The organism is Paenibacillus sp. 598K, from assembly GCF_003851045.1.
Classification (GTDB): Bacteria; Bacillota; Bacilli; order Paenibacillales; family Paenibacillaceae; genus Paenibacillus_D.
In genome coordinates this window covers 21,565-44,521 of record NZ_BFBX01000016.1, presented here as the reverse complement: position 1 = coordinate 44,521, position 22,957 = coordinate 21,565, and the positions used below count along the sequence as shown (strand labels likewise).

Sequence of the window (22,957 nt, the reverse complement as noted above, 5' to 3'; positions counted from 1 at the left end):
CTTGGGCGGTTGATTAATAGTAAGGCGAGATCAACAGGTAGACGATGACGCCTGTGCAGCTTACATACAGCCAGATCGGCATCGTCCATCTGGCTATGCGGCGGTGACGCTCGACCTTCATCGTCAGTCCCATGAATACCGTGATCAGCGCCAGCGGCACATTAAGGATGGCGAGCAGGATGTGGCTGATCAGGATGAACAGATAAATCGCTCGCATCGTAGAGCTGCCTCCGAATACCGCCGGTTCGGAGAGGAAGTGATAGGTCACATAACAGATCAGGAAGAAAAACGTCGTGACGAAAGCGGCAAAGACGAAATTGCGGTGCATGGCGATTTTTTTCTTCTTGATCGCATAGAGCGACAGGACCAAAAAGGAAAAGGTGAACACGTTGAAAATCGCATTCAACAGCGGCAGGATCGTAATGTCGAAGCCGACATCGCCATCGTATTGCGGCATGAAAAACAGCGCCGCGATTATGCCGATCAGCACCACCGAGAAAATATAAATCGCAATGGTGTATTTACGTGATTTGTCCACGGTGTCCGAAGCCCCCATTCTAGAAATCGAGCATAAACATGTCACTTTCTAGAATAGACGATGTAGGCTACGAAACACAACAGCGGATTGTTACAGCTTCTTGACAGCTTTGGCTTATGCAGGGGCCGGGCGGCCGGTGTCAAAATATTTTTTGCTGCTCGCGGTCGGCCTTGATCATCTCCACCGCCTCCTTGAAGCGCATCGCGTGCACGATCTCGCGCTCCCGAAGGAACTTCAGACTGTCCTGCAGGTCGACATCGTCGGTCATATCGATCAGCCACTGATAGGTAGCGCGAGCCTTCTCCTCGGCGGCGATATCCTCGTACAGATCGGCGAGCGGGTCGCCTTTGGCCTGGATATAAGCGGCGGTCCAGGGGACGCCGGCGGCATTGTTATAGAACAGCGCGCTGTCATGAGCTACATAATGTGGACCAAGACCAGCCGCTTCCAGCTCCTGAGGCGTCGCATCCTTGGTCAGCTTGTAGATCATCGTCGCGATCATCTCAAGGTGGGCAAATTCCTCGGTTCCAACATGTTAGACGTCTAGGCTAGGCAAGGGTTTTCGGGTACACTTCCAGCGTAAAATCGTCTTCACGCTGATGTTTCTCCTTGTTATAGACGCAATGGTCTATAACCGTCTTGAGCAATTCGTTACGCCCGGACATCGTTTCCGTCTCGTAGTATAGTGCTATGGCGTTCTCGGCCTTCGGGACAATATCGCTCTGTGCGGCCTCCCGTTGCCTCTCCTGTTCGATTTCCTGGGTGAGCTGGGCGATAGAGGCCGCTTGGTCATCCAAGCGCTTAGAGAGGACGCCAGAGCGCTCAAGGAAGGTGTCCATATCATAGACCCCTTGCTCCAGAAGGTCATGCAAGCTCCCTTTTTGCTTTTTGAGTTTATTCAGCTCCTCCTCCATTTTTCCGAGTGCCTTGATTTTAATTTGTGTTGCGTCCTTTGCTCCTCTATCCTCGGACACATCCCATTGTGATTTGTGGTGTGCAATCCATCCTTTGATCCAAGCCAGCACCGCAGCCTCGACATGCTCAAATTTCGAACTTTTGTTTGTACACATCTGATTCGAGCACATGATATGCGGCTTAATGTTCCTATCGTTGTAGGGGCGATAAGTCATCGCTCGCCCGCACTTCGCGCAGCGGACCAGTCCCGCTAGGGGATTGATTATCTTCCCCGCTGGTACAGGGACATGATATTTTGACGCCAACATCTTTCGTGCGAGATCAAATGTCTCCTGATCTATTATCGCTTCGTGTTTACCTTCGACAAGAATTATGTCCTCGATCTTGGCGCGTGGCCTGGACTTGACAATACCTTTTTCTGTCTTTTTCTTTACGCTCGCCCGTCCACCCCACTTAACTTTGCCGGTATAGACCGGGTTGCGGAGGAGTGCGTTAATGGTCGCTACAGTCCAAATACTTTGTTTGGCTGAGGGGATGCCCATACGATTAAGCTTTTTGGCAATCGCTCCCGTGCCCAATCGCTTAAGCTGGCCGTCGTCATCTACAGCGCCCACGGTGTACCACTGATAGATCAGCCGGACGATGTCGGCCTGATCGGAATGATGGGCGAGGGTTAGCGATCCATCTTCAAGTTTGACCTTGACATACCCATAGGGAGGCAGGTTGCCAATATAGTTACCCTCTTTAACGGATGCGATACGGCCCGACTGGAGCCGCCGGTTGATTGTTTTGTATTCGCGGCGGCTCATAAACAGACCGAACTCAAAATACTCTTGGTCGTACTCATTGTTAGGATCGTACGTTTTGAGCGGGGTTACGATTAGCGTGCCCTCTAGTGCAAAGGCGCGAGCAACGACGCCTTGATCGATGGTATCGCCACGCGCCAGCCGCTCGACCTCCATGACCAGAACACCTCGCCACAGACCTTCCTCGACCTCCTGCAGCACCTGCTGCACGACAGGACGGTCGGCAATGCTCTCCCCGGATACAATCTCTGAGTAAATCTCTGTAACATCCAGACCCAGCTTTTTAGACAACTGGAGCAATATCGACTTGTGGCGTTTCAGTGTTTCGCCTTCCCCGCGGGCCTCTGCTTCGAGGTCGGCGCGACTTTTGCGTAGATAAATGCAATATTGATCAGCCATAAGGCACCTCCGGTTAGCAGTAAAATATTCCACATATTGATCAATGACCAGCGTTAAATAAACCGCTACTATGGTTTTGACAACTAGACCAACTGAGGTGATCGTCATCAAAATCATTGGAGTAAAAGCAGATAACAGGCAGGGCGACGACAGCGATTTTTCTGTCTTTGCATTAGAAAGCGTCAACTATATCAACGTTCGCCGTCCAGGCAAGACCTCTGATCTCGTCCCAGTGTATCACACAAGCGACGGATCGTTTATGCCGCTGCTTACACTGAGGGATATTTCAACGGCTCTCAAGGCTTATGGGTTTAGTTATTATGACCGATCGACGATCATAAATAATGCCAGAGTCACAAAAGTAACTCCGACAGAAGAAGGACAAATGTTGAAATTTGTCGATGATGTCGAAATCATCGTCGCAAAGAAATCCAGGATGTAAAAGGGGAGTTGACAATTCAACCCCCCTCAGTTTTCCGGGAAACCTGACATGGTTCGACAGAATTGTCGGAATAGAACATGTATAATAAGGGAACGCCTTAAATGCGGGATGGTGACTTCTCCTGAAGGAGAAGTCGCCATCGGATCGGGAGGGGAAACCCTCCGCGCCATCAATCGAGCTTGCGCCAGGTGTACAGTTGATCGATGCAATCCAGACGGAGGCATCGAACAATTGTACGAGCCACGCCGAGCCCCATTACCTTGCGGTTATGGGCATAGTCGGACAGTTGACTCTCGGAGATACCCGACAGCAGACTTAGCTCCCGTTGTGAGATTTTAGTCTCCTCGTATAGCTCGATGAGGCGGCAGCGATCCGGTGTATACCGCATCATACTGCCCCTTGCATTTTTTAGTTTTTGTAATATTTTCTTGAACAAGAACAAACGTTCGTATATAATGGACAGACAATAAACATAGGAACGGTTTGGCTAGTTCACAAAGCTTCATTACACAATATACATAACACAAGGTTGGTGCATCCAATGAATGATGAGCTTAAGAGAGAAATAGAAATTCTTAAAAACCAAATAAAAGGTTTGGAAAATATCAGTGTAAATGAGCTGGAAGAATTTATTTCTTACTTATATCAGAAACAACAATCTCAATAATTTTTTCTAACTTCTCTCTTTCAGCGGGATTACTCAAATTAAGTTGGTATTTCTCGACTATTTCTCTTAGTATATACTCGGTTTTAGAAGGCTCGGGGTATTGTGCCCCGGGTTTTTCTGATGCACCAACTAACCAATCAACCGACACTTCGTAAAATTCAGCCAGTTTTTTTAAAGTCTCCGCATCAGGTTCTCTGTAATTCCTTTCGTAATTCGAAAGCGAGGTGTTGGAAATTCTCGTGATCTTTGAAACATATCGTTGATTCCAACCACGTCTCTCCCGAGCTTTTTTCAATCTATCCCCTAGCGTCATGGTTACACTCCTCACAATTCGATTCATAACTCATTTTAACTCTTTTGCACGTTTCGTAAATTAAATTACACGTAATGCATTTTTTTGAGTTGACATCCACGTTTCGCAGATGATATATTTATCTCGAAGTTACACGAAACGCAGAATAAAGGAGGGTCACAATTGGAACTGCACGAAAAAATCAGGATAGTACGAACGAAAAAGAGATTCACACAATCTGAGATCGCAAAAAAAGCCAATATGCCGCTCTCGACCTATAATATGAAGGAAACTGGAAAAAGAACGATTAGGCCGGATGAATTCGAAGTTATCGCTGAAGCCTTGAACGAAAGGCCGGAAATTTTTTATTCGAAAAAGTTCCACGAAAAGTGGAATTCTGATTTATCGGCCTGCATCTAATATTATGCCCGTCCTACTAAGACCTCAGCATACATTATCCCAAAGGGGTGAAGTGATATGAGTTATGTGCCCAAAGGGAACGTCATCCAGACGATGACGCACGGAAAAACGAAAATCTACATCTGCGATGATCATGTCAAGCGAACGCCCGAAGAGATCGCTAGGGTGTGGAAGGAGTACGACGCAGTCGGGTCTCGCCTCTGGCGGACCATCGTTGCAGAAAGAACCCGCGCCGCCGAAGTCGGCGGCCGGTAGGGGAGCGGTACAGCACAATTATAAGGCATCGGCCTCCATCGCGTCTGTTCGAATTTAGAACGGAAGGAGGTGCAAAAGGTGTTCGGGGTTATCGTGAAGGCATATAGAAAGCACATGGGCTGGAGCCAAGAAGACACTGCCCAAAAGCTAAACATGTCACGGAGCGCCATAAGCAAGATCGAGCGCGGCCTACAGGCTTTTGAAGTGTCGACGCTCGCCAAGCTGATGAAGATCACTGGTGAGCCTGGGATCGGGCTGTCGATCATGGCCGGGATGGAAGGATTTCAAATTGTAACACAAGTCATAGGAGGCTGAAAAAATTGAATAGAGAGAAATTGGTAGCAGAGGCGCGCATCTGCGCGGAGGCCGCGAGTCACAATCTGCGGTTGATTCGGAAACACCCGGAAAAGGTGCTGCCGGGGGAAATGATCCATGTCGAGGGGCAGTTGCTCCAGTTGATGGAGTTTGCAAGATGGGAAAAGCGAAACGCCCGGCGTGCAGGCCGAGCGCTTCTGGTAAAGCGAATGAAATTGTTGGTTTCACCTATCATAGCACTCCTGCCGCCGAGGAGCAAGAGCAATGAATCGGCAAGCTGAACTAGCGGCCGAGAAGGCCGACCTATACCGCAGGCTGCAGGCGCTGCTCGATCGCGCAGACAAAATCCAAGAGGAGGCCGCCCATGCAAACATATGTCATCCGCTTAATACATCCGGAGTTCGGTAGCTGCTCGGCCGAGGTGCCAGCAGCTACGGAGGCGGACGCAAGAGAGGACATCGAGCGTCGGTTCCCGGATTGCGACATCATCGGCTGCTACGTCAAGCCGACCAAGCAATAGATGGACAAGCTGTATACCGCCTGACGAGGCCCGAGGGAGACGGGCCGAAACCCCTACGGGGGTCGCGGATATCCGCCGTGGACAACCTCCACGATCCTAGTAATAGAGGTGTTTGAATGAAACCGACAAAAGGACGAGTTGTGTTTTACAAGGATTCCGTCGCCGAGTATGCAGCGCGCATTGTGTTCGTGCATGAGGACGGAAGCGTAAATCTCGCTGTTGATGGTCACGACGGCGAATCGAGCTTTGGCATCCAGGCCGTCACGCAGGGCGACGACGCCGGGCAATGGAACTGGCCGCCACGCGTATAACCGCCTAACGAGGCCCGAGGAGGGGAGTGGGCAGATGTACATATTCAAGGGCGACGTCGTCCGCACCCGATCGGGCGAGACCGGCGAGATTACTGCAACCTGGGGCGTGGCTCGTGCGCATGCCGAGCTGCGCCAGGATTCAGACGGTCGAGCCGTCCCAATCTTTCAGACAGAGATTGTGGAGGTCATCCGGCGGGGCGAGCCAGCCAAGAGCAAGGGACGCCGCCACAAAGCATAACGCCAAGCGCTTGGTAATTTGAGGGGGTGCGCATTTGGGGGACATGAAGCAGGCAAAAGAGCTGTACGCAACGCCTGATTTTTTTGAGGTGCTGGAGTTATTAAAAAAAGGCTGGCTACTACACAGAGTCGCCAGCCAAGGGGATAACTTCACTTTCTTGATGATTCGAGTAGATTAAACCTTACTCATCGCTTCGAATTTTTTGCCGATATCGGCGTATGATTCGTGTCGACCTAACAAGAAGAAGAATTGCGCTTCCCCTTCTTTGATAACATGGCCACTTTCCATGAGACGCCAACCGTTTTCCAATAATGCATTGGCTTCTTCAATGGAATCAACCTTTTTCAATTCTTTCAGAACGGACATCTGTTCACCTCCTACAGTGAAATTTGCTTAACGATCATATTTTACCATATTACTTGTCATATCTGGAAAGGGGGTGAAATGAACATGAAACCAAAGCTGAATTTAAACGAGCTGTCGGGCGGTGCGCTCGTCGAAAAACTCGACATCGAAATGCGCAAACTCGCCGAAAACGTCCTGGACCCGAACACTCCGGCCGAAGTGGCGCGGACGATAACGGTCACCATCAAGATCAAGCCCAATGAACAGCGCCAGGTCGGCAACGCCGACATTTCCGTCAAGTCTTCGCTGGCACCATCAAAAGGCATCCCGACGTCATTTGTCTTTGATTATGACAAAGAGGGCAATGCCGTCGTGGCAGAGCTAGTCACTGGCGACCGCAATCAACTGATTATCAATAATGACGGCGACGTGGCCGACGATACGGGGCTTAAGGTCGTCGGGGGCACCAGCACAGGCACCACAAACACAAGAGGATTCAGATAAAAAATCATAATTCGGAGGTTTACTCATGATCAAAGAGTTCGTTCAATATCTGCTCCAGCTCGGCAACACTCGGCAAGAGGAGGTCGGGACCCAGATTTACACCACTCAGCCGATGCACCTGGTCAAGCAGCCGACCCCCGAGCAACTGGTCACGCGCAACCTGACCGGCCTGGTCGACTACCTCAAAAGCAACTACGACAATCAGCCGCCGGTGCTTCTGCACGTCGAGAGTCCGACAACTGTCAACGTGTACAGCACGTACAACCGCGACATGCGGCGCAATTTGCTGATCAGCGCGCAGGCGCTCCTCCCGGACATTCCATTCAGCAGCTTTATGGACCTCGAGCGCTTCAATATTTTGCTCCAGAGCTGCTTTGTCGTCAGCGAGACGCGGGACAAGCTGCTCGCGATCGCTGGAAACGTCCAAGAGAGCAACGTCGCCACGGTCGGCGATGACGGCATCGCGCAGCAGGTCACGGCCAAAACAGGTGTTGCAACAATGGGCAATGTCGTTTTGCCTAATCCGGTACACCTCAAGCCGTACCGTACGTTCGTCGAGATCACGCAGCCGGAGAGCCGTTTCATTTTCCGGATGCAACAAGGTCCGCGCGCCGCGCTGATCGAGGCTGACGGCGGAGCCTGGAAGCTCGAAGCAATCCAAAGCATTAAGGAGTTTCTTGCGACCATCCTTGGCCCTGAGATCGACGCGGGCAAGGTTACGATCATCGCCTAATCCGACAACATCATACGGGGCGGTTACGGCCGCCCCTGAACGGAGGTTATTTGTCATGCTCAAAGAGGCACTGAATAAGCTGCAGCGCGAGATTGCAGCTAATCCCCAGAGCGAGTACACAAGATTTGTTGGGAGCGAGATGATTAAATTCGTCCGCGAAAACCCGGATAAAGCAGAATTGTTTGCCGACCCGAATAAGTCGTTGTCCGAGGGGCTTGTGGCTATGCGATATTTAGCCATGCGCAAACGCAACGGGTCGTCTGTCAGTGTCCTGACTATGGAAGAGGGATTAGGTGCTGTACTAAAGTATTACGGCATTAAACAGCCCAAGGCAGCGCCAGAGCCAGTTGTCGTAGGGTTTTCTGTTGACCTAGACGATCTGTAAAGGAGGGCTATTCATTGAAAAAACGTAACGAAAAAAGACAAGCCTTCATGGCTCACTTCTCCAGAAAAATTTCTCCTTCCGTCGTTAAGTATGCCGAAACCAGTGTACTACCCAGATCGTCCTATATCTTCATTCATCGGAACAAACTCCGGATGCAGTATGCCTATTGCACCGCTTGCAATGTCGAATACGCGACGAACGGCGAGTTTCGGGAGAAGAGCTGGACGGACTGCTGGAAGTGCAAGGCGAAAGGCTACGTCAGGGCCAGCGGTCGCAGCCGCAGCAAGCTGCGCCACAGCGCGTACTTCGTGTACTACGAGAAATCGCTGCACGACCCGCAAACAATTACGGCGACAGGGTACTGGGCAGAACGGGACTATCGTCAGAGCTTTAAGGATGTGAGCTTGACGCTGGAAGCTTGCCATCGGTATATTTTCCGGCTCGGCGAGAAAGCGCGAATGTTCAGCTTGGCTCAAGGCGATTGGTACGAGAATGCAAGCGTCAGATCGCTGTTCGGCGGCATGTATTACGAGCAGGGGTATACGATGGTCAATCGTTATCTGTGCAAGGAGAGCATCCAACAAGCGGTCCAGGGTACGCCCTACCAGTACAGCATGTGGGAGCACTTTTATTATCAGGACATGGTAAAGTTCTTTGCATCGTTCTCGCTGTACCCATGTATGGAGTACTTGACCAAGCTTGGTATGCGTTACTTCGTCGAAGCGAAGCTTTATGGATGCCAGCCCACTTATGGCGCAATCAACTGGAAAGGCACGTCGGTTCACAGCGTGCTGCGGATCAACAAGCAACAGTTGAAGGAGATAGATCAGTTTAAGAAGCAAGAAAAGCTGCACCCGTTAACCCTTCGATTGCAGCAAATTGTGAGCAAGGAAGGTCGGTATGTTCCACTGTCGGAATTGCAGTCCATTGCTAAAAAATACGATTCTCTCTTTAACAATTTGAAGAAGATACTTAAATACACAACCTTGTTCAAGGCTTTGAATTATGTGGAGAAACAACGAGAAGTCTTGAAACGAAAACGAAACATGGCAGGCAGCTCCGATGAAGTCCTTACGTTCTGGAAAGATTATGTCGCCGATTGCCTCAAGCTGGACATGGACCCGAAAGACGAGCAGATATTGTTTCCGCGAGACATTCACGAAGCACATCAAAAGACGCTTGAAAAAGTGAAGTATCAAGCCGACGCAGCCCTGAATGCCAAGATTGCCGAACGACTGCCTGCCTTGTGCAAGAAATACGAATTTCAACTGAACAATCTTTTCATTCGGCCGTTCGCGGACACGGTAGAGCTTGTGAGAGAAGGAAACGCCCTTAAGCACTGTGTGGGCGGTTATAGCAAAAGTTATGCGGATGGCAGTAGTATCTTGATGGCCATTCGTGAATCCGATAAACCGGATACGCCATTTTATACATTGGAAATTCGCGCCGGAAAAATCGTGCAGTGTCGAGGATTCAAAAATCAGATCATGACACCTGCAGTCGAAGCATTTGTCGAGCGCTTTAAGCAAGAAAAAATGAACAAAAAACAAATACAGGAAGCGGTGGCAGTATGACAACGAAAAAACAAGCTGCTGCAGCGGCGATCGTGCCAGCAGCAGAGACGGTAGTATCGACTCGGACGGTGGAGGTCATCGCGGCGGAGATCCGCTATATCGACGGCCAGGCCCGACAGTACGTCATGCAATCGGCCGTAGAGATCGGGGCCAAGCTGACGGAGGCCAAAGAGCTTGTACCTCATGGCCAATGGGGCAACTGGCTCAAGGAGCATGTCAATTATAGCCAGTCGACGGCCAACAACTTTATGCGGCTGGCCTCCGAGTACAGCGCTGCCGGTCCGGCGCTGCAAAACCTGAGCTATACGCAAGCCGTCGCCTTGCTGGCTGTGCCAGCCGAGGAGCGCGAGTCCTTTGTCGAGGAGACCCAGGCCGATCAAATGTCATCCCGCGAGCTGCAGGCAGCTATCAAGGCCCGCGAGGCTGCGGAGCAGCAATTGGTCGAAGAACAGAGGCGGCAAGCTGATTTGAAAGCTGAGATGGAGAAATTGGCCGCCGAGAAGACCGAGGAACTGAAAAGCCTGGAGGAGCGGCACAAGCTTGGAGCCGAGCTTAGGGAGGCCGCCGAGAAGCAAGTCCAGGAGCTGCAAGCGGAGCTGGAGAAGGCACAGGCCGCCGGTGACGACAAGGCGCTCGCTAAGTCCAAGGCCGAGCTGAGGAAGGCCGAGAAGGCCAAGTCTGATAGCGAGAAGAAGCTTGCCACGTTGCAGCAGCAATTGGAAGCAGCCAAGGCCGAAACCGAAAAGACTGTCGCCGATCGAGTCCAGCAGCGCGAGCAGGAACTGCAGGCGGAAGCCAAGCAGCGCGAATCAGCGATGCAAGCTGAGATGGACAAGCTGCAGCAGCAGCTCGCCAGGAGCAGTAACGAGTCCTTCTTACGGGCCAAGCTGCAGCTCGAAAATATCATCAAGTCCGGCGACACACTGGTCAAGGCCATTGACGAGGTCAAGGACGAGGCCGAGCAGGCCAAACTCAAAACAAAGGCTGCAGAGATCATCGACAAGCTTCGCGGCATGCTGTGATATGTTCTTCTTCTTCTTTTTCGAGGAGGAGGCAATCAAGCCGGGGACCGTCTGCAGGGTGAAATGCCGGTTTGGCATCAGCCCTGACAAGCTGGTCGTGGTCGATAAGCAGGCCGGGGGTGACTCGTATTGGGCTTATGATAATCGCCCGGTACGATACCGCATTAACCGTAAGGGCGTGCGTGTCGTGGAGTCAGACCCGGCCTGTATCCAGACAATTTATAGCGCCGAGGACCTGGAGCCAACGAATGAAATACCGCTCCAGGAAGACGGATGGGGCGCGAAATATAGGAGGGCAAGGCTATGTATCAAGTAGTCACACGCGATGGCGATCAAATAACGACGCTCGGGCATCAGCCTGATTTGTTCGACACATTTACCGTTAAAGGCACGACTTACGTCGTTAATATGATCAATCACGGCAACCAGTCCTGCCAGGCCGAAGAAATCGTTTTTGGCGATTATGACACCGAGGAGACGGTGTATGCTATTTGCCCGCATTGCGGTTACAGAGACGCGGATTGCTTCGAGTGGACGCCTGACGTCCACACCCACAATTGCGGGAAGTGTAATCATAAGTTTACCTATGAGCGGCACGTCGAAATCAGCTATACGACCCGAAGAGTCGGGAGCTTTGACTAAGGGGGATCGGATATGAATAACGAATTGAACCAGGACGGGAGCGCCTGGAAGATTGAAACCGTATGGGTCACGCGCAACGCGGCGGGGCAGATCGTCCAGGCTGTGGACATGGAAGCGATGCGCAGGATTGCGCAGGGCGTGCAGGATATGGCGCAAGCCGCGCAGCCAAGGCCAGACGTGGAAGCCATTGTCACATATTGCAGCAGGATCGAAACGTACGATGATGACAACTTCACACCGCCTCCTTGCGTTAATGAGCTGTCCTTAGAGCAACAGGAGGAGGTTATGGATTGGCTTGCCGATATCCTCCAGTATTGCTCCCGAACCGCAATTGACATGTATTTGGATGAGACAGAGCCTCCAGACTCCATAAGGATAGCCCGTCCCATAGAAGAATGGCACGAGGATTATGGGGATGCGCTTTGGTGGACGTTTCCAATCGAGGAAGCTCCGTATTGCGGATCACCGTTGGACTCCGACTGGCCGGACTACCATACGCACTGGACACCTTTTACCTTGCCCCTGCCAGAACCGAAGGGAGTACTGCCCCATGCACAGAGATAATCTTCTGCCGCCTGCTTGCGCGTGGGGACTGTGGGAAGTATGGAACATCAAGATGAAATATCTTTCAGAGGGTTGGTTCCAGTTGCGGTGCCAGCATCATGTCGTCAATGGGGAAACCGAGGTTAGAAACGTATATTACACGCCCTTGGACCGGATTTTGGGCATCGACTTTGACCGTAAAGTCTTGCGAGAGACGAGAAAGTTCATTGCAAAGATGGAATCTCGTAATGAGCGTATTTTGCGACTCAAAGCAAAAGGTGAGGCCCTATCTCACGTCATCAAAAGTCGCTAGGGGTTGAAACAGCATGAATTACCTGGAACTGATCCTCGCTTTCCAACGATGGAAGGAAGTGAATCCTTTGCCTGCCAGCGCAATTGCATTGTGGCTTGAATTGACGGCTGCTTGTAATAAGGCTGGGTGGCCGGAAGAATTCACTGTCCGCAGCGAAGTGCTGCAGGCGAACGCTGGAGTAAGCAGAAAGCAATTTGAACTTGCTCGTCAGACGCTTATTGAATCTGACTTGCTTCATTATAAGAAGTCAGCAAGGGCAAACAAGGCCGGGAAATACCGTATCATCATTTCCCGATTGTTCAAAAAGGACAACAGAATGGACAACAGCAGGGACTACGAGAGGGACGACAGAACGGACTACGGTAGGGGGCACTCTATAAAAGATTTAAAAGACTCTTCTTCATCTTCTTCATCACAATACGAGCCATTTGCTGCAGCTCATAAACGAGTATTCGGGCACCCGATCAATCCCAAGCAAGCGGAAACGCTGGGTAGCTACATCGATCATGACGGGATGGACGAGGCTGTCATTGTTCGGGCAATCGAGCGAGCAGGGGCTTCGTCGGTCGGGTATAATTTCAAGTTCATTTTGCGGATCGTTGACGACTATTTTCGCGGGGGAGCAAAGACGCTGTCGGAGGCCATTGCCATTGATGCGGTATACGACCAGCGCAAGCAGGCCGCCGCCAGCTCGCCCGGCCAGCGCCCGGCGAAGAAGTCATTCGCCGAAATCGGGAGGGAAATGGAATGAACCGAGCAGAGACAGGTCAATTGTTTGACGAAATCATAAGCTACTACCCGTCCTACGAGCGCAGGGTATCCGCTGATCCCGAGGGCATGATCGACAAGTGGCAAGCCGTCTTGCAGCATACGCCGCTTGACTTTGCTATAGCCAAGCTGAAGGAATACGCATCACTGCCAGACAATCGCTTCGCGCCGCATCCTGGGGCGCTCGCCAAAGTCAAGACGGAACTGGAGCGATATTACGAGCAGCAGCAGGCGGCCGGGGCGGTTACGTTGGAGATGTGGGACGACATGCGGCGCAAAGCCGTCCCCCCGACCGAAGAACAACGCAGAAAGGTGGAGGAGTTACGTGGACGATAACGCAATGCTGTTGCCCAGCAATATCGATGCCGAGCAGGCGGTTCTCGGTGCCGTGCTGCTCAATCAGCACATGGAGGGCGCGGAACTGCTGCAGCCGGAGCATTTCCATTCCAACGAGCATCAGATCATTTACCGATCGATGCAGCACCTAATAGACAAGGGCAAGCCGGTCGACCTGGTGACGCTGACATCGCAGCTCCAGGACGAAAACGAGTTGCTTAACGTCGGCGGTGTTACTTACCTTGCCAAGCTGGTCGGAGGCGTACCGACAGCCGCAAACATCGGCCATTATGTGGGCCTTGTCCATGAAAAGCATTTGCACCGGGAGACGATCCTAATGTTGCAGCGTCAGCTCCGAGCGGCCTGGTCCGGCAGCGATCCGCGAGCCTTGATTGCGGACATCCAAACGGATGCTTTCGAACTGTCGGACAAGTCGGTGCGATCGCGAGATTTTAAGACGGCAAAAGAAGCGGCTATCGAGGTCATGGAGGCGGTAGAAGATCGATACGCCAATTATGGCGATGAGGTGACCGGCGTCGCGTCCGGCTATCGAGACTTGGACAAGCTGACGAGCGGATGGCAAAAGAGCGATCTAATCATCGTCGCAGCTCGCCCGTCAGTCGGCAAGACGGCATTTGCGCTGAATCTGGCGCAGGCCGCAGGCATTAAAGGCAAAGAGGCGGTCGCCGTTTTCTCGCTAGAGATGTCGGCTAATCAACTTGTGCAGCGGATGCTGTCATCCGAGGGTCACATCGAGGCGATGAAGCTGCGGACCGGCTATATGGCGGGGCAAGATTGGGAGAACCTAACTATGGCCATCAGCACCGTTGCCGACTCTAGGATTTTTATAGACGACTCGCCCGCCCTCACCGTGCGAGAGATTGCCGCCAAATGCCGTCGATTGCACAAGTCCGAGGGGCTGGGCCTGATCGTCATCGACTATCTCCAGCTTATCGCCGGTCGAGGAAAAAACGGAGAAAACCGGCAGCAAGAGGTGTCGGACATTTCGCGGACGTTGAAGCAGCTCGCCCGAGAGCTGGACGTCCCGGTTATCGCTTTGTCACAGCTCAGTCGGGGCGTGGAGCAGCGCCAGGACAAGCGGCCGATGATGTCGGACCTGAGGGAGTCCGGATCGATCGAGCAGGATGCGGATATCGTCGCATTCCTGTACCGCGACGACTACTACGACAAGGAGTCGGAGAAGAAGAACATTATAGAAATCAACCTTGCCAAGCAGCGTAACGGCCCGATCGGAACGGTAGAACTGGCCTTCCTGAAAAACTTCAACAAGTTTGTCGGCCTGGACCGCTCGCATCAGCCAACGCCGACCAACGGCAAACCGATCCCGGACATGCACCGGGGAGCGTGACGCCATGAATGAGCGAGTGATTGCATACATCGAGTACAAGCTGCGGCCGATGCTTAAAAGCGGGAAGCACATTGGCCGTTTGGTCTTATACGTCTCCCGGCAGGCCGACATTGCCGAAGATCACATTATAACGAAGTTCGGTCGGCTCCGGGTCGCGGTAGGCGAATACATCCCGAAGGGATACGCCTACATCCTGGAGCAGCCACTATCAAAAGGAGGGCTAGGATTCGTATGGGTGACACATCCGCCGCAAGCAATCAAGGAACAATCGAGCAGCTAGAGTTTTTTCCTCGGCCGACGAAAAACGAGATATGCCAGGTCAAAAGAGAGCTGGAAAGCTACTATAAAGACCGCATGCAGCTTTTGGCGCTGGAGCATCGCGGCATCCATCGCATGGCTCCAATGAAGATCGTAGAATACCGTAAAAAGCTAAATCGGTTGAATGACTTGCATTGTGCAGTCCAGATGATCGTAGACAAAAGTATAAAAGAAGTTATAGAATGCAGGTACATCGAAGGCAATACAAATAAATGGACGGTCGCCCACTTCCAGCCCTGGGACGAGTCAACGGTGAACCGCAAGCTGTCAGAGGGCATCCGCGTCATTGCCGACGCCCTTAAAATGATGTGAAAAACGTGCATGTATTTTGCGTGTACTCTGCCACTGTTATATGTAACCACATAAGGTACAGTAGATATTACAGAGAGCTAATCCAGCTCAGGTAATGTCTACTGTACCTTTATCATTGTAGGCACTCGGCCATGCGGTGGGTCTAATGGACCTTAGCGGTTAACGCGAGCGTATGGAGATGAGGCAGGGTTAGAAACCCTTTAATGTCTTTAATGTCTATTGGTCTGTCCATCGGACGCGATCCGGTAGACATACGAACAGACAAGGAGGGACGCTTTTTGAAGCAACAAAAATTGTGGGTTGTCGACAGAAAGCCTCCTGAGCAACCGGAGCTTTGCAGAGGCTGTATATGGGGAAAGTGGACAGGCGTTAAGCAAGTCTGTTCGAAAGTGCGATGCGTAAAGGAGAAATCCCAAGCGCTTGGCAATGTGAGGTGAGGAAGAATGAACTTCGTCCAGCCGATCCGCGATACGCAAGTCATCGAAGAGATTAAGCAATTCCTCATGGATTGGAGCCATCGCAATTACATGCTTTTTGTGTTTGGGATTAATACCGGGCTTCGCATACAGGATATTCTCAGTTTCCGCGTGAAGGATGTTCAAGGCGAGCATCTGGTTATGCGTGAGATGAAGACGGGGAAAAGGAAAATCTTGAAGTTGACGCCCGTACTGAAACAGGAGTTAAGGCGCTACACGGAAGGAATGGACAAAAATGCCTATCTCTTCCCGTCCAGGCAAGGGAAGGGCAAGCCGATCCAAAGGGACATGGCTTATAAAATCATGCGCCTTGTCGCCGACGAGTTCAAGTTAGTCGACATCGGAACGCACACGTTACGGAAAACATGGGCCTATCATCTATACCAAAAAACTAAGGACATAACACTTGTGCAGAAGATGCTCAACCACTCAGACAAGTCCATCACCATGCGCTATATTGGCATGGATCAGGACATGATGGATGCCGCCATGAACGATTTTGGCCTATGACTTCACTTCGTTAAGAGAGTGTGGAACTGAATCTAGGAATGCCCCACGGAGCCTTATAGAATAAGGCTTTTTAGCATTTCCGTGAGTTCCGCTCACTAACAAGATATGAGGAAGTCGATATTTATGCATTCAGCAGAAGAAGAGGTCTTTTCGAGGGGGCAAAAGCTCGAATTGAGGTCGGAAAAAGCCAGTGTTTTCAAGGGTTCCGGCCGACGCGATATCTAGTCAATCGCATGCATAAATATGCACGGCCTATAAATCGGGCTGCATAAACGAAATGAGGTGTACCATGCCGCAAAAACCGAAGCGCCCATGTAGCAAACCGGGATGCCGCGATCTGGTCGACAAGCATCGATACTGTAAGAAGCATCAGCGAGAGTCCGATAAGCGACGCGGCACATCTGCTAGCCGTGGTTACGGCCATAGGTGGAGGCTCGCCAGGGATCGATACCTTGCCGAGCATCAACTGTGTGTTGCGTGTATGCAGAGCGGTACTATCTCGGCCGCTACCGTGGTCGATCATATCAAGGCCCACAAGGGCAATGAGGTACTGTTCTGGAGCGAGGCCAATTGGCAGGCGCTCTGTAGCTCCTGCCATAGCAGGAAGACGGTCCAAGAGGATGGAGGATTCGGACGATGAAGGAAAATATTGATCTATTCAGGAAGCTGCGCGACACATGCGACGGCGTGGTGAAGGCGCTTGAAAGTGATGACGAGCAGGAGATTGAGGCAGCTATGGGCAGATTCCTATACTTGATGGTGCAAATGAGCGCTTTGAAATAAGAAGGATGGTGATTACGATATGGCCATTGCTCACTACGTCAAAGCTGGCGTGCATATCAATGATTGGGTCAAGGTCCAGCTAACGCCTGTAGGCATTGAAATCCTACGGCAGCAACATGAGAAGCAACAGCAACGGATCATGATTCTCACAGACGGGACCGGCCCAGCCAAGCCCTTCACGATGCGTACCGACGAGAAGGGTTATGCATCGTTCCAACTATGGAGTTTGATGGAGCGCTTCGGGCCGCACATGGGTTTGCAAAAGCCTGAGCCATTCACGGAATTGATCGTGCTGGGCACTACGATAGTTGATGCGAAAAATAATCATTGACAAAATGACGCTTTATCCGACTAAAGGGGTGGGGGCGGTCAAAAATGTTTTGGAAGCCCTCCGGCGAGACCGCCGCCCCCCTTAACGCGAATTTTTTTCGTTTTTTGAAATTTTTTCGAAATCTGAGGAGGTGCCCGCATGCCAGGGAGAAATGCAAAACCTGTCGCTCTCCACGTTGCGGAGGGCAACCCGAACCGATTGACCAAAGAGCAGATCGCCCAGCGCCAAGAAGCAGAAATTAAACTTGGCGAGGCTGACCTAAAAAAATTGAAGCGCCCGAAGTTTGTCCGCGATGACAAAATCGCAAACAAGCTGTGGGGCGAGCTGATTAAGATGTACGAGGCATCGGCCAAACAGGGCGTATCCCTGTTGACCAGCTCGGACGTCGGCACGCTCGCGCTTTACTGTAAAACGTATAGCGAGTATGAGCAGTTACTAGTGCATCATCAGCGCATATCCGAGATTGCGATCGACGAGCAGTTGCTGCATGACTACCTTGATCGCTATGAGGAGGCCGACGAGATCAACCTTAAGGCGCTGCGGTACCTGTCGCAGCTCGCGGCGGTCGAGGGCATCCTCAAAGTGGAGACAGCCATCAATAAGAAGATGGACATGCTGTTGAAAATGCAGGACCGCCTCTTTTTGAACCCGCTGGCAAAGGTCAAGAACGTGCCAGCGCCGCCTAAGAAGAAAGACACGTCTGCGATGTCCAAGTTTTTGAACCGGCGAGCTGGCGGCCATGCCCCATGACGAGGAACGGGCGCAAGAGCCGATAGAGTTTATGAGCATGCTGCATGCGGTGGATGACTTTTACGGTCAACCGCTCGTGCTGCAGCCGTGGCAGCAGGACTTGCTGCGGGACGTGTACGGCACCGTCGATCAGTGGGGATACCGTCAATACTGGTATGCCTACCTGGAGATGCCCAAAAAAAACGGCAAGACGACGATGATTGCCGGTCTCGGCCTCTATCATCTGACCTGTGATCCGCCAGGCGGGCAGATATATTGCTGCGCGGCGGACAAAAAGCAGGCCGGACTCGTGTACAAAGCTGCTTGCGGCATGATCGAGCAGGACCAGGACCTTGCCGCGTTGTTGAAGGTCAAGGACAGCACGAAGGAGATCATCAACGTCGAGACCGGCACGATCATGACCGTCCTGTCGGCCGAAGCGTACACCAAGCATGGCATTAATCCGACCGTCGTCATCTTCGACGAGCTTCACGCTCAACCAAACCGCGATTTGTGGGACGTTATGACCTTCGGCTCGGGCGCGGCTCGGCGGGAGCCGCTGTGGTGGGTCATTACGACGGCTGGCGACGATCCAGATCGACACTCAATCGGGTATGAGATCCACGAGCAGGCATCGAGAATACAGTCCGGCGAATTGGTCGACCCGTCTTGGTATGTCAAAATCTACGGCATCCCGGACGAATACGGCACCGACCCGGAGAAGCCGGAGGAAGACATCTATGACGAGGCACTGTGGTATCAGATTAACCCGAGCTTGGGCCATACGATCAGCATTGAATCAGTGCGCAAGGAGGCCGCAGCTGCAAGAAAAAGCCCGGCTACGGAAAAACTGTTCCGCTGGTTACGCCTTAATCAGTGGACATCGCTTAAAAAGACCGGCTGGCAACCATTAACGCTATGGGATAACACGATTGGTAAATGGGCAAGGTCGGAGCTGGACGGCAAGCGCTGTTATCCAGGACTGGACCTCTCCAGCACAACTGACCTTACCGCAGCATGCTACCTGTTCCCGCCGCAGGACGGACTCCCGGACTGGCGTTTCATTTTTGACGCCTGGATACCCGAGGAGAACATGAAGGAACGGGTGCGAAATGATGGTGTGCCTTACGCCCGCTGGGTCGAATCCGGCCATCTGCTGACAACGCCGGGGAATGTCGTCGACTATGACTTTGTCGAGTCTTCCATCCTGGCGGCGAACAAGCAACATGAGATTGCGACGCTCGGAACGGACCAATGGAATAGCCGGATGTTGGCGCAGCGCCTCATACGCGGCGGCGTCGAGGTGGTCGAAATTCCGCAGGATATGAAGAATATGAGTCCTGCCATGAAACTAATCGAACAACTCTTGAAACGGGGACTGATGACGCACGAGGCCAACCCGGCGGCCCGATGGTGCTGGGGTAACGTGGTCATTGCAGTCGACGGGAATGAAAATATAAAGCCGATGAAAAACAAGTCCAAAGAACGCATTGACTTGATTGTCGCACTCATCAACGCAATGGCGACCGCCATGCTCTACGAAGAAATCGACATGAACTTCGACGAGTTCGCCGATCGGGATTTTTTACAGAAACTATGGGCTTAATTGCTTGAAAGGAGGGGGTGCGAGTGTGAAGCCTAATCTTATCACCCGCATGATTAACATGGCTTTCGGCGGGCCGGAGACGCGCAGCGTGGAGGTTAGTTTGGCAGACCGCAAACTGCTGGAGTGGCTTGGACTTGGCGAAGGAGCGGGAGAGGTCGACGTCAAGGGCTGGAAAGCTCTGAAAGTTGATACTGTATTCGCCTGCATCAAGATTTTGTCGGATAACGTCTCTAAACTACCGCTTAAGACACACCAAGAGAGCGAGACGGGTATCATCAAGTCGGCCCGGCACTATTTGCAGCGTCTGCTCCGGCTCCGCCCCAATCCATACATGACAGCTGCGGATTTCTGGAAAGCAATAGAGGCACACCGGGCGATGGGTAACGCGTATGCAAGCATTGAGGTCGACCCCCGGACAGGCCGGGTCATTGGGCTATGGCCAATGGATTCGGCTAAGGTGCGGGTGATTATCGATGACGCGGGCATTTTGCCTGATCTCACACGTCGTATCATATCCAGCAAAACGCGGGTATGGTACGAGGTGGACGTCGGGAACGGCGAGAAGAGGAAGCTACTGCCCGAGGAAGTGCTGCATTTCAAAGGATCGGTAACGCTTGATGGTCTGATCGGCGTTCGGACGATCGATATGCTTAAAACGAGCATCGAGAATGCGGCATCGGCGAATAAGTTTGTCAACAACTTTTTCAAGCAAGGTCTGCAAGCCAAAGGTCTTGTGCAATACACTGGCAAGCTGGACGGCCCCGCGAAAGCCGTGTTCCGCGAAGAGTTTGAAGACATGACCTCCGGTTTGAAAAACAGTCATCGCATAGCGTTGATGCCGATGGGCTATCAATACATGCCGATATCCATCAGCATGGCTGACGCTCAGTTTCTCCAGAACACGGAACTGACGATAAGGCAGATCGCCAACGGGTTCGGGGTCAAGCTCCATCAGCTCAACGATCTAGGTAAGGCAAGCTATACCAATGTAGAGCAGCAGCAGCTCGCTTTTTATACGGACACGCTCCAGCCGATCTTGACGACCTACGAGCAAGAGCTGTCGTACAAGCTCTTTTTGGAGGACGAGCTAGAAGCTGGGTTTTACGTCAAGTTCAACATCGACTCCATCCTGCGGGCCGACCTGAAAACGCGCTACGAATCCTACCGTATCGGCGTCCAGGGCGGCTTTTTGCTGCCCAATGAAGCGCGAGCGATGGAGGATAGGGAGCCAGCAGCAGGCGGTGACCGCCTGTATGCTAACGGTAACTTTATCCCGCTGGAGATGGCGGGCCAGCAATATATGAAAGGGGGTGAACAACCTGAGCCAGAACCTGAACCAGAAGACATCGAAGAAGGGGCCGGAGAAACGGACGATGGCCGTGAACCTGGAAATCCGGGAGACGGTCGAGGGGGAGACGAGCAAGAGGACGCTTAACGGTGCGATTAAATACGACTCCGAATCACATGTCATGCGGGATTGGTACGGTGACGAGTTTGTCGAGGTGATCGCCCCCGGCGCATTCGCCGAGTTCCTGCGATCTGATCCGACCGTGTCGCTGTGGTGCCATCGTACCGACCAGATTCTCGGCAATACGAGGTCAGGGACGCTGCGCATCTTTGACGGGCCGACCGAATTGCGATTCGAACTTGATTTACCCAACAACAGTTGGGGCAACGATGCTCACGAGTCGATCCAGCGTGGCGACGTCGACGGCGTCTCATTCGGATTTAACGTCCGAACAAACGGCGACCGCTGGTCGAAGATCGAGCGGGACGGCAAGACGCTGTATCGGCGGACCGTCCTTAACGCGACACTGCCCGAAATCTCGCCGACGCCATTTGCCGCCTACCCTGAAAATGAGGTTTCCGTCCGATCGCTAGAAGAATACCGGGATGCCGAGCAGCGGTCATTGAACGAACATAAGAAAAAGATGCTTTTGATGGAGCTGGAGCTGATCTAATCGGCTCTTTTTTGTTCCAAATAATTTAAGAGGTGATGAACAGTGTCGAAAGAATTGCGTGCGCTGCTGGCTAAGCTGGAGCAACGGAAAACGGAAGTGCGGACCTTCATAGCGCAGGATAACGCGAAGGAAGCCGACGAATTGATGAACGAGGTCCGATCTTTACAGGCACAAGTCAAGGTGCTGCAGGAGCTGGAGAACGAGGAACGCGACGGTTTGGACGGTGGCACGCCTGCAGGTGGTCAGTTCGATAGCCTGGAAACACGCGAAGAGGCGCAACTGGAACAGGAGTACACCGGCATCTTCTTGCGTGGCTTGCGTCGACAAGGTGTGACGGCCGACATGCGCAGCATCGTCAAGGAATACCAGCGTCGCGCCGTGATGAATGAGGGTGAAACGAGTCCGGCCATTCCGGAGGGGAATTCTACACTGATTGTCCCCAAAGACATTCAGACGCGTATTCACACGTTTATGCGCACACTCAATGATCTGTCGGAGCTGGTCAATGTCATTACAGTCAGCGCATTGTCCGGTTCGCGTGTCATGGAGAGCGACCAGACTATGATCCCATTTCCAGTGATTGAGGAGTACGGCGCGATTCCCGAGAGTGATAACCCGAAATTCAGCAACATTGATTATAAAGTCCGCAAACGCGGCGGCATTCTGCCGATTACAAACGAGTTGCTGGCCGATACGGATCAAAACCTGTTGGCCCATATCATCGATTGGCTCGGTCGCAAGGCCGTCGTGACCAAAAACACGATGATCATCAACCAACTGCAGACGCTGCCGAAACAGCAATGGGGATCGTTTGGCGATATTAAACACGCGCTGAACGTCGGTTTGGACCCGATGATTAGTCAGCAAGCGGTCATTTTGACCAACCAAGACGGTTACAACTGGCTTGATCAGTTGGTAGACACGCAAGGACGGCCGCTGCTGCAGCCGGATATCACCGCGCCAGGTAAATACGTCTTCAAGGGCCGCCGTATCGAGGTGGCTTCGAACCGATTCCTGCCATCTGACACGGTTAACGCTAAAGCTCCTATGGTGGTAGGCAATCTTAAGCAATTGATTGCGATGTTCAGCCGCAAGTTCTTCGAACTGGCATCTACGACCGAAGGCGGCGACGCTTGGAGACGCGACACGACGGAGCTGCGCGCGCTGATGCGTGACGATATCAAAACGTGGGACGCTGCGGCTGCTGTATATGGTGAACTGGATATTTCCGACACGGTATAGACCAAAATGACGACCGATTCGATCGGCCGGAGGAGGA

The 22,957-nt window shown here is 52.2% G+C and carries 35 protein-coding genes and 1 pseudogene; 30 read left to right on the top strand and 6 right to left on the bottom strand.

Features of this window, described 5'->3' with window-relative positions:
• Positions 1-13: 13 nt before the first annotated feature.
• The 3 genes and pseudogenes from PA598K_RS06735 to PA598K_RS06725 all read right to left on the bottom strand — a co-directional run bounded on the left by PA598K_RS06735 (position 14) and on the right by PA598K_RS06725 (position 2,658).
• Positions 14-556, bottom strand: a complete 543-nt coding sequence (locus tag PA598K_RS06735; protein ID WP_185601643.1) for a DUF420 domain-containing protein — start codon at positions 554-556, stop codon at positions 14-16.
• Positions 557-677: 121 nt separating this feature from the next.
• A pseudogene (locus tag PA598K_RS06730) lies at positions 678-1,070 on the bottom strand (manganese catalase family protein); the annotation flags it as partial.
• A gap of 16 nt (positions 1,071-1,086) precedes the next feature.
• Positions 1,087-2,658 carry a recombinase family protein gene (locus tag PA598K_RS06725; protein WP_128656195.1) on the bottom strand — a complete coding sequence of 524 codons (1,572 nt, stop codon included), beginning with the start codon at positions 2,656-2,658 and terminating at the stop codon, positions 1,087-1,089.
• Positions 2,659-2,755: 97 nt separating this feature from the next.
• Here PA598K_RS06725 and PA598K_RS06720 point away from each other — a divergent pair, with 97 nt between their 5' ends.
• Entirely contained in the window at positions 2,756-3,100 is a 345-nt protein-coding gene (locus tag PA598K_RS06720; protein WP_185601641.1) for a LytTR family transcriptional regulator DNA-binding domain-containing protein, read from the top strand.
• Between the two features lie 169 nt (positions 3,101-3,269).
• Here PA598K_RS06720 and PA598K_RS06715 read toward each other — a convergent pair whose 3' ends face one another.
• On the bottom strand, positions 3,270-3,488 hold the full coding sequence (locus tag PA598K_RS06715) for a helix-turn-helix domain-containing protein (protein ID WP_221414103.1): 219 nt from the start codon (positions 3,486-3,488) through the stop codon (positions 3,270-3,272).
• Positions 3,489-3,729: 241 nt separating this feature from the next.
• Positions 3,730-4,080 (bottom strand): helix-turn-helix domain-containing protein, encoded by a 351-nt coding sequence (locus PA598K_RS06710; RefSeq protein WP_128656192.1) that lies wholly within the window; start codon positions 4,078-4,080, stop codon positions 3,730-3,732.
• Positions 4,081-4,242: 162 nt separating this feature from the next.
• On the opposite strand from PA598K_RS06710, the gene PA598K_RS06705 reads away from it, so the two are divergent.
• The 8 genes from PA598K_RS06705 to PA598K_RS35970 all read left to right on the top strand — a co-directional run bounded on the left by PA598K_RS06705 (position 4,243) and on the right by PA598K_RS35970 (position 6,296).
• Positions 4,243-4,479 carry a helix-turn-helix domain-containing protein gene (locus PA598K_RS06705; protein WP_185601638.1) on the top strand — a complete coding sequence of 79 codons (237 nt, stop codon included), beginning with the start codon at positions 4,243-4,245 and terminating at the stop codon, positions 4,477-4,479.
• 57 nt (positions 4,480-4,536) lie between these two features.
• Entirely contained in the window at positions 4,537-4,734 is a 198-nt protein-coding gene (locus PA598K_RS06700; RefSeq protein WP_128656190.1) for a hypothetical protein, read from the top strand.
• Positions 4,735-4,812: 78 nt separating this feature from the next.
• A complete protein-coding gene (locus PA598K_RS06695) occupies positions 4,813-5,049 on the top strand; it encodes a helix-turn-helix domain-containing protein (protein WP_128656189.1) in 237 nt (78 codons plus the stop codon).
• Between the two features lie 5 nt (positions 5,050-5,054).
• Positions 5,055-5,330: a hypothetical protein gene (locus PA598K_RS06690; protein ID WP_128656188.1), complete on the top strand. Its 276-nt coding sequence runs from the start codon at positions 5,055-5,057 to the stop codon at positions 5,328-5,330.
• An 83-nt stretch (positions 5,331-5,413) separates the two neighbouring features.
• Entirely contained in the window at positions 5,414-5,569 is a 156-nt protein-coding gene (locus PA598K_RS35975) for a hypothetical protein (protein ID WP_185601636.1), read from the top strand.
• A gap of 116 nt (positions 5,570-5,685) precedes the next feature.
• Positions 5,686-5,880 carry a hypothetical protein gene (locus tag PA598K_RS06685; RefSeq protein WP_128656187.1) on the top strand — a complete coding sequence of 65 codons (195 nt, stop codon included), beginning with the start codon at positions 5,686-5,688 and terminating at the stop codon, positions 5,878-5,880.
• Positions 5,881-5,914: 34 nt separating this feature from the next.
• Entirely contained in the window at positions 5,915-6,118 is a 204-nt protein-coding gene (locus tag PA598K_RS06680; protein WP_128656186.1) for a hypothetical protein, read from the top strand.
• A gap of 34 nt (positions 6,119-6,152) precedes the next feature.
• Positions 6,153-6,296 carry a hypothetical protein gene (locus PA598K_RS35970; protein ID WP_185601634.1) on the top strand — a complete coding sequence of 48 codons (144 nt, stop codon included), beginning with the start codon at positions 6,153-6,155 and terminating at the stop codon, positions 6,294-6,296.
• On the opposite strand, the gene PA598K_RS06675 is transcribed toward PA598K_RS35970, so the two are convergent.
• Positions 6,293-6,484 carry a hypothetical protein gene (locus tag PA598K_RS06675; RefSeq protein WP_128656185.1) on the bottom strand — a complete coding sequence of 64 codons (192 nt, stop codon included), beginning with the start codon at positions 6,482-6,484 and terminating at the stop codon, positions 6,293-6,295. The genes PA598K_RS35970 and PA598K_RS06675 overlap by 4 nt on opposite strands.
• 84 nt (positions 6,485-6,568) lie before the next feature.
• Here PA598K_RS06675 and PA598K_RS06670 point away from each other — a divergent pair, with 84 nt between their 5' ends.
• The 21 genes from PA598K_RS06670 to PA598K_RS06575 all read left to right on the top strand — a co-directional run bounded on the left by PA598K_RS06670 (position 6,569) and on the right by PA598K_RS06575 (position 22,920).
• On the top strand, positions 6,569-6,967 hold the full coding sequence (locus PA598K_RS06670; protein WP_128656184.1) for a replication terminator protein: 399 nt from the start codon (positions 6,569-6,571) through the stop codon (positions 6,965-6,967).
• Between the two features lie 25 nt (positions 6,968-6,992).
• Positions 6,993-7,700 (top strand): hypothetical protein, encoded by a 708-nt coding sequence (locus PA598K_RS06665; protein ID WP_128656183.1) that lies wholly within the window; start codon positions 6,993-6,995, stop codon positions 7,698-7,700.
• 55 nt (positions 7,701-7,755) lie between these two features.
• Complete coding sequence (locus tag PA598K_RS06660; RefSeq protein ID WP_128656182.1) at positions 7,756-8,085, top strand: hypothetical protein; 330 nt, start codon at positions 7,756-7,758, stop codon at positions 8,083-8,085.
• 14 nt (positions 8,086-8,099) lie between these two features.
• Positions 8,100-9,659 carry a PcfJ domain-containing protein gene (locus tag PA598K_RS06655; RefSeq protein WP_128656181.1) on the top strand — a complete coding sequence of 520 codons (1,560 nt, stop codon included), beginning with the start codon at positions 8,100-8,102 and terminating at the stop codon, positions 9,657-9,659.
• Complete coding sequence (locus PA598K_RS06650; protein ID WP_128656180.1) at positions 9,656-10,681, top strand: DUF3102 domain-containing protein; 1,026 nt, start codon at positions 9,656-9,658, stop codon at positions 10,679-10,681. The genes PA598K_RS06655 and PA598K_RS06650 overlap by 4 nt, the downstream gene beginning before the upstream one ends.
• A 303-nt stretch (positions 10,682-10,984) precedes the next feature.
• Entirely contained in the window at positions 10,985-11,323 is a 339-nt protein-coding gene (locus PA598K_RS06645) for a hypothetical protein (protein ID WP_128656179.1), read from the top strand.
• Positions 11,324-11,335: 12 nt separating this feature from the next.
• Positions 11,336-11,887, top strand: a complete 552-nt coding sequence (locus PA598K_RS37265) for a hypothetical protein (protein WP_221414102.1) — start codon at positions 11,336-11,338, stop codon at positions 11,885-11,887.
• Positions 11,874-12,179 (top strand): hypothetical protein, encoded by a 306-nt coding sequence (locus tag PA598K_RS06635; protein WP_128656178.1) that lies wholly within the window; start codon positions 11,874-11,876, stop codon positions 12,177-12,179. The genes PA598K_RS37265 and PA598K_RS06635 overlap by 14 nt, the downstream gene beginning before the upstream one ends.
• 13 nt (positions 12,180-12,192) lie before the next feature.
• Positions 12,193-12,930, top strand: a complete 738-nt coding sequence (locus tag PA598K_RS06630) for a DnaD domain-containing protein (RefSeq protein WP_128656177.1) — start codon at positions 12,193-12,195, stop codon at positions 12,928-12,930.
• On the top strand, positions 12,927-13,283 hold the full coding sequence (locus PA598K_RS06625) for a hypothetical protein (RefSeq protein ID WP_128656176.1): 357 nt from the start codon (positions 12,927-12,929) through the stop codon (positions 13,281-13,283). The genes PA598K_RS06630 and PA598K_RS06625 overlap by 4 nt, the downstream gene beginning before the upstream one ends.
• Before the next feature lie 4 nt (positions 13,284-13,287).
• Positions 13,288-14,652, top strand: a complete 1,365-nt coding sequence (gene dnaB, locus PA598K_RS06620) for a replicative DNA helicase (protein ID WP_128656441.1) — start codon at positions 13,288-13,290, stop codon at positions 14,650-14,652.
• A 231-nt stretch (positions 14,653-14,883) separates the two neighbouring features.
• Positions 14,884-15,282 (top strand): hypothetical protein, encoded by a 399-nt coding sequence (locus tag PA598K_RS06615; protein WP_128656175.1) that lies wholly within the window; start codon positions 14,884-14,886, stop codon positions 15,280-15,282.
• A 443-nt stretch (positions 15,283-15,725) separates the two neighbouring features.
• On the top strand, positions 15,726-16,268 hold the full coding sequence (locus tag PA598K_RS06610; protein WP_128656174.1) for a site-specific integrase: 543 nt from the start codon (positions 15,726-15,728) through the stop codon (positions 16,266-16,268).
• Between the two features lie 277 nt (positions 16,269-16,545).
• Entirely contained in the window at positions 16,546-16,908 is a 363-nt protein-coding gene (locus PA598K_RS06605; RefSeq protein WP_307719868.1) for an HNH endonuclease, read from the top strand.
• Positions 16,905-17,051, top strand: coding sequence for a hypothetical protein (locus PA598K_RS35965; RefSeq protein ID WP_185601632.1), 147 nt, complete (start codon positions 16,905-16,907; stop codon positions 17,049-17,051). Before PA598K_RS06605 ends, PA598K_RS35965 begins: the two co-directional genes overlap by 4 nt.
• A gap of 19 nt (positions 17,052-17,070) precedes the next feature.
• Complete coding sequence (locus tag PA598K_RS06600; protein WP_128656172.1) at positions 17,071-17,382, top strand: hypothetical protein; 312 nt, start codon at positions 17,071-17,073, stop codon at positions 17,380-17,382.
• Between the two features lie 138 nt (positions 17,383-17,520).
• Positions 17,521-18,132 carry a terminase gene (locus PA598K_RS06595; protein ID WP_128656171.1) on the top strand — a complete coding sequence of 204 codons (612 nt, stop codon included), beginning with the start codon at positions 17,521-17,523 and terminating at the stop codon, positions 18,130-18,132.
• Between the two features lie 31 nt (positions 18,133-18,163).
• Entirely contained in the window at positions 18,164-19,717 is a 1,554-nt protein-coding gene (locus tag PA598K_RS06590; protein WP_260405298.1) for a terminase large subunit, read from the top strand.
• 25 nt (positions 19,718-19,742) lie between these two features.
• Positions 19,743-21,152 (top strand): phage portal protein, encoded by a 1,410-nt coding sequence (locus PA598K_RS06585; protein WP_307719867.1) that lies wholly within the window; start codon positions 19,743-19,745, stop codon positions 21,150-21,152.
• Positions 21,091-21,678 carry an HK97 family phage prohead protease gene (locus tag PA598K_RS06580; protein WP_128656169.1) on the top strand — a complete coding sequence of 196 codons (588 nt, stop codon included), beginning with the start codon at positions 21,091-21,093 and terminating at the stop codon, positions 21,676-21,678. The genes PA598K_RS06585 and PA598K_RS06580 overlap by 62 nt, the downstream gene beginning before the upstream one ends.
• Positions 21,679-21,720: 42 nt before the next feature.
• Positions 21,721-22,920, top strand: a complete 1,200-nt coding sequence (locus tag PA598K_RS06575; RefSeq protein ID WP_128656168.1) for a phage major capsid protein — start codon at positions 21,721-21,723, stop codon at positions 22,918-22,920.
• Positions 22,921-22,957 lie beyond the last annotated feature (37 nt).